We start from the raw sequence: 14,073 nt of genomic DNA, 5'->3' as shown, positions 1-14,073 counted from the left end.
GCTCCCGCTCCCCTCGGCCGGCGGCGAACCGGAGCGGCCCGGCTCGCCCCGTACGTCGATGTGCCGCCGTGCGCCGCGGTGATCGCGTCGGCGACGGCGCGCACGACGGAGGGCCGCACCCCCGTCACCGGGGGTGCGGCCCTCGACCGCCTTGCCGGACCGCTGCCCGTTACTTGCGGATCAGGCTGCGCAGGACGTACTGCATGATGCCGCCGTTGCGGTAGTAGTCGGCCTCACCGGGGGTGTCGATGCGGACGACCGCGTCGAACTCGACGCCCGTGTCGGTGGTGACCCTGACCGTGCGCGGGGTGGTGCCGTTGTTCAGTTCCTCGACGCCGGTGAAGGAGAAGGTCTCCTCGCCGGTCAGGCCGAGGGAGGCGGCGGACTGGCCCTCCGGGAACTGGAGCGGCAGCACGCCCATGCCGATGAGGTTCGAGCGGTGGATCCGCTCGTACGACTCGGCGATGACGGCCTTGACCCCGAGCAGCGCGGTGCCCTTGGCCGCCCAGTCACGGGACGAGCCGGAGCCGTACTCCTTGCCGGCCAGGACGACCAGCGGGATGCCCTGCTCGATGTAGTTGCGGGAGGCGTCGTAGATGAAGGACACCGGCCCGTCGGCCTGGGTGAAGTCGCGGGTGTAGCCGCCCTCGGTGCCCGGCGCGATCTGGTTGCGCAGGCGGATGTTGGCGAACGTGCCGCGGATCATGACCTCGTGGTTGCCTCGGCGCGAGCCGTAGGAGTTGAAGTCACGACGCTCCACACCGTGCTCGGTGAGGTACTTGCCGGCCGGGGTGTCGGCCTTGATCGCGCCGGCCGGGGAGATGTGGTCGGTGGTGACCGAGTCGCCCAGCTTGGCCAGGACGCGGGCGCCCGTGATGTCGGAGACCGGGGTGGTCTCCATCGTCATGCCCTCGAAGTACGGGGGCTTGCGCACGTACGTCGACTGCGGGTCCCACTCGAAGGTGTTGCCGGTCGGGATCGGCAGGGCCTGCCACTGGGCGTCGCCCGCGAAGACGTCCTGGTAGGACTTGTTGAACATGTCCTCGCCGATGGCGTTGGCCACGACGTCGTTGACCTCGGCCTCGGTGGGCCAGATGTCCTTCAGGTGGACCGGGTTGCCGTCCTGGTCGGTGCCCAGGGCGTCGCGCGTGATGTCCACCTTCATGGAGCCCGCGAGGGCGTACGCGACGACCAGCGGCGGGGAGGCCAGGTAGTTCATCTTGACGTCGGGGTTGATACGGCCCTCGAAGTTCCGGTTGCCGGAGAGGACCGAGGTGACCGCGAGGTCGTGGTCGTTGACGGCCTTGGAGACCTCCTCCGGCAGCGGGCCGGAGTTGCCGATGCAGGTGGTGCAGCCGTAGCCGACGAGGTTGAAGCCGACCTTGTCGAGGTACGGGGTCAGGCCGGCCTTGTCGAAGTAGTCCGTGACGACCTTCGAACCCGGCGCGAGGGTGGTCTTGACCCACGGCTTGCGGGTCAGACCCTTCTCCACGGCCTTCTTCGCGACGAGCGCGGCGGCGACCATGACGTACGGGTTGGAGGTGTTGGTGCAGGAGGTGATGGCGGCGACCGTCACCGCACCGTGGTCGATCTCGTACGTCGAGCCGTCGGGGGCGGTCACGGTGACCGGGCTGGACGGGGCGGAGGCACCGGTGACGGCGGCGTGCTCGGGGGCGCCGGCGCCGTTGTCGTCGTTGCCGTAGGCCGGGGCGTCACTGGCCGGGAAGGACTCGGAACTGGCCTCGTCGACCGGGGAGGCCACGCCGTGCGGCTTCTCCTGTGCGGGCACGCCCGGCTCGCGGTCGTCGCCGCCGGTCACGCCGGCCTCGACGTAGTTGAGGACGTCCTGGGCGAACTGCTGGGCCGCGTTCGCGAGGACGATGCGGTCCTGCGGGCGCTTCGGGCCGGCGATCGAGGGGACGACGGTGGACAGGTCCAGCTCGAGCTTCTCGGAGAAGTCCGGCTCGGCCTTCGGGTCCAGCCAGAGGCCCTGCTCCTTGGCGTACGCCTCCACGAGCGCGACCTGCTGCTCGGAGCGGCCGGTGAGCTTGAGGTACTTCAGGGTCTCGTCGTCGATCGGGAAGATCGCGGCGGTGGAGCCGAACTCCGGCGACATGTTGCCGATGGTGGCGCGGTTCGCGAGGGAGGTGGCGGAGACGCCCTCGCCGTAGAACTCGACGAACTTGCCGACGACGCCGTGCTTGCGCAGCATCTCGGTGATCGTGAGGACGAGGTCGGTGGCGGTGGTGCCGGCGGGCAGCTCGCCGGTGAGCTTGAAGCCGACCACGCGCGGGATGAGCATGGAGACCGGCTGGCCGAGCATGGCGGCCTCGGCCTCGATGCCGCCGACGCCCCAGCCGAGGACGCCGAGGCCGTTGACCATGGTGGTGTGCGAGTCGGTGCCGACCAGGGTGTCGGGGTAGGCCTGGCCGTTCCGGACCATGACCGTGCGCGCCAGGTGCTCGATGTTCACCTGGTGGACGATGCCGGTGCCCGGCGGGACGACCTTGAACTCGTCGAACGCGGTCTGGCCCCAGCGCAGGAACTGGTAGCGCTCCTTGTTGCGGCCGTACTCCAGCTCGACGTTCTGCGCGAAGGCGTCGTTGGTGCCGAACTTGTCGGCGATGACGGAGTGGTCGATGACCAGCTCGGCCGGGGCCAGCGGGTTGATCTTCGCCGGGTCGCCGCCCAGCTCCTTGACGGCCTCACGCATGGTGGCGAGGTCGACGACACAGGGCACGCCGGTGAAGTCCTGCATGATCACGCGGGCCGGCGTGAACTGGATCTCCTGGGAGGGCTGGGCCTGCGAGTCCCAGTTGCCGAGGGCACGGATGTGGTCGGCGGTGATGTTCGCGCCGTCCTCCGTGCGGAGCAGGTTCTCCAGCAGCACCTTCAGGCTGTAGGGAAGGCGCGCGGAGCCCTCGACCTTGTCCAGCCGGAAGATCTCGTACGACTCGTCGCCCACCAGCAGCGTGCTGCGGGCGTCGAAGCTGTTCGCCGACACGACAGTCTCCTTCATTGATGTGCGCGTATCACCGCATCCTGCCGTCACGCGGGCTTGGCCGATCCGCTGAGGTCAGGCTAAGTTAGGGCACCCTTACCGGGGTGGCGGCTGCGGTGCGCCTCGGCAGATATCTCGATGTCGAGATAACTCTAGTACATGAGGGCTGGTTGGTCATGCCCGGGCCCGCCGCCACCTCCCCCGGCGCGGCCGACTCGCCCGCTCCGGGCCGGCTCGGTTCGAGCGAGTCGGCCCGTGCGGCCACGAGCCCGGCCCCCCGGCTTCCGCACTTCGCCGCCCGCCCACGGAAGCCCGTGCGGCACCGATGCCGCCGCGGCGCCGAGTCCTCAGCCCCGAAGGCCGCGGCCCGTCCCGGACGCGCTTCGGAGGCCGTGCCCCCTCCCGGGCGCCGCCCACCCGGACGGATCCGCACGGTCGCGACCGCACGACGAACCCGGCGGCCGGTCGACCGGTCGCCCCCCCCCCCCGCAGACGGGGCGCCTGCACCGAGACGCTCCCGTCGGTACCGCAACCGTCTCGCCGCCCCGGACACCATCGACCCGCTCGCCACAGCCGGCCCGGCAACCCTGCCGACCGTGCCGGCGACCACGCCCGCACTCCGGCGCGAGGCGGCCGTCCGCGCGAGGGCGAGAGCGTGCCGCGACGACGGGGTGGGGTTCACCGAACCATCGTCACCGGTCCCCCGGTGTCGTCACCTGACCATTCGTCAGTCCATCAGCCATGACCGCCATACCGCCCCACGAGTCCGCCGCACCCCGGCCATGGCCCGGCCGAGCGGGGGTAGACGGAGGTGGAGCGTCTCCCACACACGGAGCCCGACGTCCCGACCCAGAAGGAGAGTCGCGATGCCCCTCACTTTCCGCAAGAGTTTCCGCATCTTTCCGGGCGTGCGCCTGAACATCAACCGGCGTTCGTGGTCCATCACCACCGGCGGCGGCTCGCACGGCCCGCGCCACACCCACAGCAGCACCGGGCGTCGTACGACATCGATGGATCTGCCCGGACCCTTCGGCTGGCGCCGTACGCGTACCACCAAGCGCCGTTGACGGGGTGTCACCCGGACAGACCCCCCGAGAGGCGCGATCTCATATCTGAGATAACCTCAACCTCATGGCAGACGACTACCTCGTACGCATCGGCAGGCTCATCCGTGACGCCCGGCAGCACCGCGGCTGGACACAGGCACAGCTGGCCGAGGCGCTCGGAACGAGCCAGAGCGCCGTCAACCGCATCGAGCGCGGGAACCAAAACATCAGCCTTGAGATGATCGCTCGAATCGGTGAAGCCCTGGACAGTGAGATCGTCTCACTGGGCTACGCGGGGCCGATGCATCTGCGCGTCGTGGGCGGCCGACGGCTGTCCGGCGCCATCGACGTGAAGACCAGCAAGAACGCCTGCGTGGCCCTGCTGTGCGCCTCGCTGCTCAACCGGGGGCGCACGGTGCTGCGTCGGGTCGCCCGCATCGAGGAGGTCTACCGCCTCCTGGAGGTGCTGAACTCGATCGGCGTACGGACGCGCTGGATCAACGAGGGCGTCGACCTGGAGATCGTGCCGCCGGCCGAGCTGGACATGGCGGCCATCGACGCCGAGGCCGCCGTACGCACCCGCTCGATCATCATGTTCTTCGGTCCGCTGCTGCACCGCATGGACCATTTCAAGCTGCCGTACGCCGGCGGCTGCGACCTCGGGACGCGGACCATCGAGCCGCACATGATCGCGCTGCGCCGGTTCGGGCTGGACATCGCCGCGACGGAGGGCCAGTACCACGCCGTCGTCGACCGTGCCGTCCGCCCGGACCGGCCGATCGTGCTGACCGAGCGCGGGGACACCGTCACCGAGAACGCGCTGCTGGCCGCCGCCCGGCACGACGGGGTGACCGTCATCCGTAACGCCTCGTCCAACTACATGGTCCAGGATCTGTGTTTCTTCCTGGAGGCGCTCGGCGTCAAGGTCGAGGGCATCGGCACCACCACGCTCACCGTGCACGGCGTGCCGGACATCGACGTCGACGTGGACTACTCCCCCTCCGAGGACCCGGTCGAGGCGATGAGCCTGCTGGCCGCCGCCGTCGTCACGGAGTCGGAGCTGACGGTGCGCCGGGTGCCGGTCGAGTTCCTGGAGATCGAGCTGGCCGTGCTCGAGGAGATGGGGCTCGACCACGACCGTACGCCGGAGTACGTCGCCGACAACGGCCGTACGCGTCTGGTGGACCTCACCGTCCGGCCCTCCAAGCTGGAGGCGCCGATCGACAAGATCCACCCGATGCCGTTCCCCGGCCTGAACATCGACAACGTGCCGTTCTTCGCGGCCATCGCGGCCGTCGCCCAGGGCAAGACCCTCATCCACGACTGGGTCTACGACAACCGCGCGATCTACCTGACGGACCTGAACCGGCTCGGCGGGCGGCTCCAGCTCCTGGATCCGCACCGGGTCCTGGTGGAGGGCCCGACCCGCTGGCGGGCCGCCGAGATGATGTGCCCGCCGGCCCTGCGGCCCGCGGTGGTCGTGCTGCTGGCGATGATGGCGGCGGAGGGCACGTCCGTGCTGCGCAACGTCTACGTCATCAACCGGGGTTACGAGGACCTCGCCGAGCGGCTCAACTCGGTCGGGGCACAGATCGAGATCTTCCGGGACATTTGATTTCCGATGCCGCCGCACCCCGTCCGACCCGCCAACTTGGCGGGTCGGACGGGGTGCGGCGGCATCCGTGGGACGCGAAGCGGCCGCGGGACCCATGGGAACCTCCGGGGCACCACCGACGGTGCCCGTGGACACGGTCCAGGACTCAGCCCGGTGAACGGGGCTGTCCAGGACGGCTCCGGAGCCGTGATCACACCAGACACCGCGAGATCGCTCGACTCCTCACCCCGGGTTTCCCCGTCCAGGGCAGTTCCCGGCGGTCTCACCGAGCCGTGGGCGACACCTCCTCACAGGCCCCGGTGGCCCGCGTCAGTCGAACAGGGCGACGAGTCCGTTGACCCAGATCGCGAAGAGCACGAGCGCAGCCACCAGGCAGCCGACGCCCGCCAGCACACCGCCGACCGTCCACGGCTCGAAGGGCGCCTCGTACTCCCCTTCCCGGTCGTCCCGGTAGGAGGCGGGGTCGTCCCAGTCGACGGGGTGCCCCAGCTCCTCGGCGCAGGCGGTCCGCACCGCGACCAGCTGCCCCGCCGCGAAGGCGGTGGCGGCCTTCGCTTCGGGGCCGCGCCAGGCGAGGGCCTTCATCCGCCATCCGGGAGACCCGTACCGCGCCTCGAAGGCGGCGGTCTCGTCGGCGTTCCGGTCCTCTTCGAGGTACATCCAGCGTCCGGCCTCGGCGGCGTCGCCGTAGAGCCGGTACACCTCGGCCAGACGACGACGGAGCGTCAGGTCGTGCGGGAAGGACGAAATGAGTCCGCGCAGGCGCTGGCGCGCGAGGGGAACCCGGCCGACGGCCAGGTCCGCATCGACTCGGGCAAGGGTCTCTTCCAGGGGCATGAACGCATGATCGGATACCGCACCGGCATGCGTCGACCTGATTCTGTCGCTCAGCACTCGCTCGCTGTCCACGGCATCGGCTGAACCCCACTGGGACGGGACACCCCCGCGGGTCCTGGACGACCCTTGACGAGGCGAGCGACGGTGGAACCATCCATGCCCGTCTGACGTGCAGTTACATGGACCCGTGAGGGGGACAGGCGGGAGGACGGGGGAAGGATGTCGACCGGGAATGACGTCGAGCAGTTCACGGCGCTGCTGCGCCGACTGAAGGACCGCACGGACCGGAGCTACGGTTCCCGGGCCCGGCGCCTCCACATGAACACCTCCACGCTGCACCGCTACTGCGCGGGCGAGGCGGTCCCGCAGGACTACGCCGCCGTGGAGCGCCTGGCCGTCTTCTGCGGCGCGACCCCGGAGGAACGCCTCGAACTGCACCGCCGGTGGCTGGTCGCGGTGACGGCACGACAGCGGTCCCGGACGGGTGAGGGTGGGACGCGACCGACACGGGCCGGGGTGGCAGCCGAGACGACGGAGGCCGAGGAAGCAGGCGAGCCGACACGGGCCTAGGAGGACGGCGGGGATCCACACAACACCTGCCGCCACACCTGCGCCCATGGAACGGTCCCACCCCTGTTGAGCTGCGGAAACAGAGCCGCCTGGGACGCTCTGGGATGCCGCGCCGGGATGCGGTGAGGACTCGCGGGTGGCTGGGCGGCGTCCCGGCCGAAGCGCTGCGCGTGTCCGTCGATGGGCAGGACACGGCCGGCCCGGCTGACCGCCTCCGGACCGCCGCCCCGGCCGCCGCCCGCCACGCCTCGTCACTCTCCGGGTGGGACGGGGCGCGGATGACCCGCGAAGTGCCGGGCGACCGGTGCTTCCGGGACATGTGACCGACGACGCCGGCCGCCGCCCCTCGGTCGGACCGAGGGGCGGCGGCCGGATCCCGCGTGAGTGCGGCCGTTACGGGGTCTGCTTGATGCCGTCGACGACCGCTCGTTCGATGACGGCGCTGGTGAAGGTGATGGTGCCGGGCTTGATCCGGGCCTCCTCGCCGGTGCGCTTCTCGACCTGGACCGTGCGCTGGCCCAGGAAGACGTAGGTCTTCCTGTCGAAGATCCACTCCTCTCGCTGCCCGCTGGTCTCGTCCAGCCGGGCCACCGCCACGCCGTGCCGGCCCACCGCGTCCACGGCGTCCTGGACGACGACGACACCGGGGATCTTCGCGGCGGTGCGGAACAGGGCGGAGTACAGCCGCGCGGGAGGGTAGCTCTCGCCGAGGAGATCACCGATGGTGGTGAAGGCTTCCTGGTCGGGCGAGTTCCCCTGGCCCGCGGTCTCCTTGTAGATCTTGGCGAGGAGGGCGTCGGGATCGGTGGTCAGCCGGGTGAGGTAGTCGTACGACGGGCCGTTGAGGTTCGCCTTCGGGGTGTTGCCCTGTTCGTCCGGGAGGCTCAGCGTCTCGCCCTCGGGGCTGTCGTTGACGGCCGGGTCGATCAGCCAGCCCTCGGTGCCGTCCGGGGACTTCCACATCTGACGGCGGTGCAGCTCGTGGCTCGCCAGGGTCGTTCCGTCGTCGTCGTTCTTCAGGAAGGTGTCGGCGGTCCTGGACTCGATGTAGATGAACTGGCCGGGTTCGACGTCCGGGTGGGGGACCTCGGCCGCCGCCAGCGAGATCCTGTCGAGGAGTTGCGGCACGCCCTGGCTGCTCGCGGCACCGATCGAGGTGGTCAGGGCCGGCCCGGACGCGACACCGCGGTCCGCGGCGCCGCCGGACGTCACCACGGCGGCGACGACCGCCGCGGCCACGACGGCCGCCGTCACGGGCAGGGCGATCGCCAGGCGCGGCAGCCGCAGCCTCAGCCGCCCCGCCGGGGCCTGGACCGGGGCCGGTGCCGGGGCCGCGGTGCGCTGTTCGTCGTGGATCTGGGCCATCAGACGCTCCTTGTGGAACTGGTGTCGGCCCGACGGCAGGTCACGCGCCGTCCGGGAGAAGAGCGTGTCGCCCTCTTCCCCCTGGGCCGGACTCTGCCGGGACGTGTTCGCGTTCATCGGTTTCCTCCCTGCGCGGGCCGGACCACGGGTGTGTGGTCATCTCTTGTCTGTCGGCCGGGGCGGCCGCCTTCCCGTTTTCCGCCGGGCAACTTCGGCGCGGTACCGGCCGGCGGGTCCGGCGGGGCGTCCTCGGTGAGTGCGCGCAGCTTCCTGCGTGCCCTGGAGAGGCGTGAGGCGACGGTGCCGACCGGAATCCCGAGGGCCTCCGCGGCGGCCTCGTACTCCAGGCCCTCCCCCAGGCACAGCGCGACGACCTCACGTTCCGTCCGGCGCAGGCCGGCCAGGGCCGTCAGGGCCCGTGCGAGGCGTCGCCGGTCGTCGAGCCGGTCGACCACCTCCTCGGCGTGGTCGGGCACTGCCGACTCGGCCGCCGCGGCCGCCATCGCCGCCGCCCGGTACCGGCGGTTGCTGCGGTACTGGTTGCGGGCGGTGTTGGTGGCGATCCCCAGCAGCCACGGCCGTAGCGAGCCGCCCTCGGGATCGACCCTCTCGCGCAGTCGCCACGCCTCCATGAACGTCGCGGCCATGACGTCCTCGGCCGTCGACCAGTCGGCGGTCAGCCGGAAGGCATGGTTGTAGACCGCCTTCGCCCAGCTGTCGAACAGCTCCGCGAAGGCGGTCGGATCCCCGGCCCGTATCCGGGCACGCATATGAATGCTCACCTCCATGAGCTGTCCGGCAGCGCCCACCGCCTTCCCGTGACCCGCGTCACAACGGCGTCGGTCCCCGGCGGCGTTCACGGACGCCGGCGGCGGGCGCGCCGGCTACCTTCCTCCGGCGGCCGCTCCCTTCACGGGGACGGCGAGGAGGACGAGCCCCAGCCCCAGGACGGCCAGCCCGCACCAGGAGACGTTCGGCAGGCGCTCGCCGAGGACGGTGACGCCCAGGACGGCGGCGACGGCGGGCTCGGCCAGCGTCAGTGAGGTGGCCGCGGAGGCGGACGTACGGCGCAGTCCGTACCCGAAGAGGCGGTAGGCGAGGTAGACGGTGATCAGGGCGAGATAGCCGGCCACCGCCGCACCCCTGACGCTGCCCAGCCAGGTCACGTCGACGAACAGGGCGAGCGGCAGGACGAGCAGCCCGGCGGCGCCGAACAGCGCCCCGACCACCGCGCCGGAAGGGTGCCCCTGGCTGATGAGCCGGCCGCCGATGCACGCGTGGACGGCGTACGACAGTCCGGCGCAGGAGGCGAGCGGCACGCCGATGAGGTCGACCGGTGTGGTGGCTCCGGTGAGCCGGGGGCCCAGCACCAGGAGCGCGCAGCCGAGGACCGCGGTCACGGTGGCGCCGGTCCAGCGTGCGGTCGGCCGGTCCTGTCCGGTGAGCCGGGACAGGAGTCCGGCGAACACCGGCGCGCTGCCGAGCGCGATCACGGTGGCCACCGCCACCCCGGTGCGGGCCACGGCCGGGTAGAAGGTGACCGGGTAGCCGGCCGTGGCGAGGGCGCCGAGGACGAGCAGCCACCGCTCGGCGCGGGTGCCGGCGGCCGGCAGTGAGCGGGCGCCGCGGGAGGTGAGGAGGAGCAGGATGCCGCCGAGGGCGAGACCGGCGCAGCCGATGGCCGCGGCGGGCGCTCCGGCCGGGGCGAGGGAGGAGGCGGTCCCGGTCGTGCCCCACAGCACGGCCGCGGTGAGTACGGGGGCGGCACCGCCGAGGAGAGGGCGGCGGAGGCGGGTGTGGAGCGGGGCCGGAGCGGACGGGTGCGCGGGGATCAGGGGCGAGGTGCGGTTCGGCACAGTCGTGGTCTTCCGTCGTCGAATGCGTCTGGGACTCGATCCGGAACGGGCGCACGAGACGGCCACCGGCCGGCGCGGGGAGCGCCAGGTCGGGGCGGGGAGTCACATCAGTGGGTGTCCGGCGCCCGTCAGACGGCGAGCGGCGGCAGCACGACGTGCCAGTACGTATTCACCCGGCGATCGTAACGTGCGCGATCAGGCCCCGGCAGCCCGCGACCCTGCTGTGCGACGGCACGATCGTCTTCGACGACTCGGGCGAGCTGCTGCCCGCCGGACGTGTCGTGGCCCCGCACCGCGTCCCGCCGAACGGCTCGCCGTCGCCTGATCAGTTCCCCAGGACGGCGAACCCGTCCAGCTCGACGAGGGCCTCCTCGTCCCACAGCCGTACGATCCCGAGGACCGCCATGGCCGGGTAGTCCCGCCCGGCCGACTCCCGCCAGATCCGACCGAGTTCGGGGGCGCAGGCCCGGTAGGCGGCGACGTCCGTGACGTACACCGTGACGCGCGCGAGGTCCGCGGGGGTGCCGCCGGCCGCCGACAGGGCGGTCAGCAAATTGGTCACGGCGCGGGCGAACTGGTCCGGCAGCGAGGCCCCGACCACCTTCCCGTCGGTGTCCAGCGCGGTCTGCCCGGCCAGGAACACCACACGGGAGCCCGTCGCGACGACCGCGTGCGAGAAGCCGGCCGGCGGGGACAGCTCGGGCGGGTTGACGCGTTCGACGGTCATCGGACGCCCTCCGCTCCCGGCTGCGACGGCATGCTCTCACCCTTACCCGCGTCCGCCACCGCCGCACCGTCCTCCCCCGCGTCCGCCCCCGCGCGAAAGGCATTCGCCCCCGCACCCGCATCGTGATGCGCATACGCGCTGTGATCCGCAGCCGCGTTCACCTCCGCGCGCTCGGCCTCCGCGTACAACTCCTTGGCGATGATGGCGCGTTGCACCTCGCTCGCCCCCTCGTAGATCCGTGGCGCCCGCACCTCGCGGTACAGGTGTTCCAGCAGATGGCCCCGGCGCAGGGCGCGGGCTCCGTGGAGTTGGACGGCGGCGTCGACGACGTACTGCGCGGTCTCGGTCGCGAGGAGTTTCGCCATGGCGGCGCGGCGCGGCACGTCCGGGGCGCCGGTGTCGTACGCCGTGGCGGCGGCACGGACCATCAGGCGGGCCGCCTCCGTGCGCAGGGACATCTCGGCGACCTGGTGGGCGACCGTCTGGAGGTCCCTCAGCTTGCCGCCGAAGGCGTCTCGTCGGGCGGTGTGGGTGAGGGTGGCGTCGAGGGCGGCCTGGGCCATGCCGACGGCGAAGGCGCCGACGCTGGGCCGGAAGAGGTTGAGGGTGGACATGGCCACGCGGAAGCCGCGGTCCGGTTCGCCGAGCAGGTCCGCCGTGGTGACCGGGACGGCGTCGAGGGTGAGGCTGCCGACGGGGTGCGGGGAGAGCATGTCCAGGGCGGTGCCGGTGAGGCCGGGGCGGTCGGCGGGGAGCAGGAACGCGGTGACGCCACGGGCGCCCGCTCCGGGCGTCGTGCGGGCGAAGACGGTGTAGAAGTCCGCCTCGGGGGCGTTGGAGATCCAGCATTTCCCGCCGGTCAGGCGCCAGCCGTCGGGGCCGTCGGGTTCCGCCGCGAGGGAGAGCGCGGCCGCGTCCGAACCCGCCCCCGGCTCGCTGAGCGCGAACGCGGCCACGGCGCTGCCGTCGGTGACGCGGGGCAGCCACCGCTCGCGCTGACCGCGGGTGCCGTGCGCGTGGACGGGGTGCGCGCCGAGGCCCTGGAGGGCGAGGGCGGTCTCCGCCTCGGTGCAGGCGTGGGCGAGGGATTCACGCATGAGGCAGAGGTCGAGGGCGCCGGAGGTGAACAGACGGGCCAGCAGGCCCAGTCGGCCCAGTTCGACGAGGAGGGGCCGGTTGATCCGGCCGGGTTCGCCCTGCTCGGCGAGCGGGCGCAGCCGGTCGGTGGCCAGGGCGCGCAGTTCGGCACACCAGGCGCTCTGTTCCGGTTCGAGCGAGAACGCGGGCATCGCCGCCCCTCTCCGCCGATGGCCTTGCCTCTGCCTCCTCCACCGTATCGCGAACCGTTGACTGCCGTCACCAACACGATACGCTCGGTGGGCGAGCCCACCATCACGCCCGCCACGGCGCCCACCAGGCGCCCACCAAGGCAAGGGGGCGAACCGCCATGCACGCCTCGGGCCACGTCGACACCTTCGCGCGCGACCACCTCCCGCCACCCGGCCAGTGGCCCCGGCTGGACTTCGGCCTGCCGGAGCTGCGCTATCCGGAACGGCTGAACGCCGCCGCCGAACTGCTCGACGGGGGCGCCCCCGAGCGGCCGGTGTTCCGCACCCCCACGGGCCCGCCGTGGACGTACGGGGAGCTGGGCGCCCGTGTCGACCGGCTGGCGCACCTGCTCACCGGCGAGCTGGGCGTCGTGCCGGGCAACCGGGTGCTGCTGCGCGGGCCGACCACGCCGTGGCTGGCGGCCTGCTGGCTGGCGGTGCTGAAGGCGGGCGCGATCGCGGTCACCGTGCTGGCCCAGCAGCGCTCGCACGAGCTGCGCACGATGTGCGAGATCGCCCGGGTGGAGCACGCCCTGTGCGACATCCGGTCCGTGGACGACCTTGCCGAGGCGGGGATACCGGGGTTGCGGATCGCGGTGTACGGCGGTGACGCCCCCGACGACCTGCTGAACCGGCCGACGACCGCCACGCCGTTCCCGGCCGTGGACACCGCCGCCGACGACGTGGCGCTCATCGCGTTCACCTCGGGCACCACCGGCCGGCCCAAGGGCTGCCTGCACTTCCACCGGGACGTGCTGGCGATCGCCGACACCTTCTCCCGGCACGTGCTCGCACCGCGCGCCGACGACGTGTTCGGAGGCAGTCCCCCGCTCGGGTTCACCTTCGGGCTCGGCGGGTTGCTGGTGTTCCCGATGCGGGTCGGAGCGAGTGCCGTGCTGCTCGAACAGGCGGGTCCGCGGCAGTTGTTGCCGGCGATCGCCGAGCATCGGATGTCGGTGCTGTTCACCGCGCCCACCGCCTACCGGGCGATGCTCGGCGACCTCGACGGCCACGACGTGTCGTCCCTGCGCCGCTGCGTCTCCGCCGGCGAGAACCTGCCCGCGGCCACCTGGCGGGCCTGGCACGAGCAAACCGGGCTGCGCCTGATCAACGGGATCGGGGCCACCGAGCTGCTGCACATCTTCATCTCGGCGGCCGACGAGCGGATCCGGCCGGGTACCACGGGCGTCCCCGTTCCGGGCTGGCACGCGCGCGTGCAGGACGAGACCGGCGCGCCGGTCCCCGACGGCCGGCCCGGACTGCTCGCCGTGCGCGGCCCGGTGGGCTGCCGCTACCTCGCCGACGCGCGGCAGCGGGAGTACGTGCGCGACGGGTGGAACGTCACCGGCGACACCTACGTCCGTGAGGACGACGGCCACTTCCGGTACGTGGCCCGCGCCGACGACATGATCGTCTCCGCCGGGTACAACATCGCGGGCCCCGAGGTGGAGGACGCGCTGCTGCGCCATCCCGACGTCGTCGAGACGGCGGTCGTCGGACGGTCCGACGAGGCGCGCGGGCAGGTGGTGGTGGCGTACGCCGTCCTGCGGGCCGGGGCGCGCCCGGACGCGGAGGCGCTGCGGGCTTTCGTCAAGGCGGAGTTGGCGCCGTACAAGTGTCCGCGGGAGATCGTCTTCCTGGACGCGCTGCCGCGCACCGCGACCGGCAAACTCCAGCGCTTCCGCCTGCGCACCAGGGGTGACACCGATGGTGACCAGCAGTGATGCC

Annotated in this window: 10 protein-coding genes and 2 pseudogenes; 5 read left to right on the top strand and 7 right to left on the bottom strand. The window is 72.1% G+C overall.

Annotation, left to right across the window (positions count from 1 at the left end):
• Window positions 1–169: 169 nt before the first annotated feature.
• The gene (locus ACZ5Y0_RS16375; RefSeq protein WP_469129333.1) at window positions 170–3,004 is read right to left on the bottom strand and encodes an aconitate hydratase; all 2,835 of its coding nucleotides are present in this window, start codon (window positions 3,002–3,004) and stop codon (window positions 170–172) included.
• An 863-nt stretch (window positions 3,005–3,867) separates the two neighbouring features.
• On the opposite strand from ACZ5Y0_RS16375, the gene ACZ5Y0_RS16370 reads away from it, so the two are divergent.
• Entirely contained in the window at window positions 3,868–4,068 is a 201-nt protein-coding gene (locus tag ACZ5Y0_RS16370) for a DUF4236 domain-containing protein (RefSeq protein ID WP_469129332.1), read from the top strand.
• A gap of 64 nt (window positions 4,069–4,132) precedes the next feature.
• Window positions 4,133–5,662, top strand: coding sequence for a helix-turn-helix domain-containing protein (locus ACZ5Y0_RS16365; protein WP_469129331.1), 1,530 nt, complete (start codon window positions 4,133–4,135; stop codon window positions 5,660–5,662).
• Window positions 5,663–5,971: 309 nt separating this feature from the next.
• Here ACZ5Y0_RS16365 and ACZ5Y0_RS16360 read toward each other — a convergent pair whose 3' ends face one another.
• Window positions 5,972–6,499, bottom strand: a complete 528-nt coding sequence (locus ACZ5Y0_RS16360; RefSeq protein WP_469129330.1) for a DUF6584 family protein — start codon at window positions 6,497–6,499, stop codon at window positions 5,972–5,974.
• A 219-nt stretch (window positions 6,500–6,718) separates the two neighbouring features.
• Between ACZ5Y0_RS16360 and ACZ5Y0_RS16355 the strand changes: the two are divergent.
• Window positions 6,719–7,039: pseudogene (locus tag ACZ5Y0_RS16355) on the top strand (helix-turn-helix domain-containing protein); the annotation flags it as partial.
• 423 nt (window positions 7,040–7,462) lie between these two features.
• Here ACZ5Y0_RS16355 and ACZ5Y0_RS16350 read toward each other — a convergent pair.
• From ACZ5Y0_RS16350 to ACZ5Y0_RS16340, 3 genes are all read right to left on the bottom strand, one after another.
• Window positions 7,463–8,551, bottom strand: a complete 1,089-nt coding sequence (locus ACZ5Y0_RS16350; protein WP_469129329.1) for a CU044_5270 family protein — start codon at window positions 8,549–8,551, stop codon at window positions 7,463–7,465.
• Window positions 8,548–9,204, bottom strand: coding sequence for an RNA polymerase sigma factor (locus tag ACZ5Y0_RS16345; protein WP_469129328.1), 657 nt, complete (start codon window positions 9,202–9,204; stop codon window positions 8,548–8,550). The genes ACZ5Y0_RS16350 and ACZ5Y0_RS16345 overlap by 4 nt, the downstream gene beginning before the upstream one ends.
• Before the next feature lie 114 nt (window positions 9,205–9,318).
• Window positions 9,319–10,290 (bottom strand): EamA family transporter, encoded by a 972-nt coding sequence (locus tag ACZ5Y0_RS16340; RefSeq protein ID WP_469129327.1) that lies wholly within the window; start codon window positions 10,288–10,290, stop codon window positions 9,319–9,321.
• A 155-nt stretch (window positions 10,291–10,445) separates the two neighbouring features.
• Here ACZ5Y0_RS16340 and ACZ5Y0_RS16335 point away from each other — a divergent pair.
• A pseudogene (locus ACZ5Y0_RS16335) lies at window positions 10,446–10,592 on the top strand (DUF5999 family protein); the annotation flags it as partial.
• Between the two features lie 23 nt (window positions 10,593–10,615).
• Here ACZ5Y0_RS16335 and ACZ5Y0_RS16330 read toward each other — a convergent pair.
• Window positions 10,616–11,017 carry a RidA family protein gene (locus tag ACZ5Y0_RS16330; RefSeq protein WP_469129326.1) on the bottom strand — a complete coding sequence of 134 codons (402 nt, stop codon included), beginning with the start codon at window positions 11,015–11,017 and terminating at the stop codon, window positions 10,616–10,618.
• Window positions 11,014–12,306, bottom strand: coding sequence for an acyl-CoA dehydrogenase family protein (locus ACZ5Y0_RS16325; RefSeq protein WP_469129325.1), 1,293 nt, complete (start codon window positions 12,304–12,306; stop codon window positions 11,014–11,016). The genes ACZ5Y0_RS16330 and ACZ5Y0_RS16325 overlap by 4 nt, the downstream gene beginning before the upstream one ends.
• Window positions 12,307–12,464: 158 nt before the next feature.
• On the opposite strand from ACZ5Y0_RS16325, the gene ACZ5Y0_RS16320 reads away from it, so the two are divergent.
• Window positions 12,465–14,069 carry an AMP-binding protein gene (locus tag ACZ5Y0_RS16320; protein ID WP_469129324.1) on the top strand — a complete coding sequence of 535 codons (1,605 nt, stop codon included), beginning with the start codon at window positions 12,465–12,467 and terminating at the stop codon, window positions 14,067–14,069.
• Window positions 14,070–14,073 lie beyond the last annotated feature (4 nt).

It is taken from the genome of Streptomyces sp. NPDC033216 (assembly GCF_055577115.1).
The sequence above is the reverse complement of the archived record's forward strand: the minus strand, read 5'-3'. Positions and strand labels throughout refer to the sequence as shown.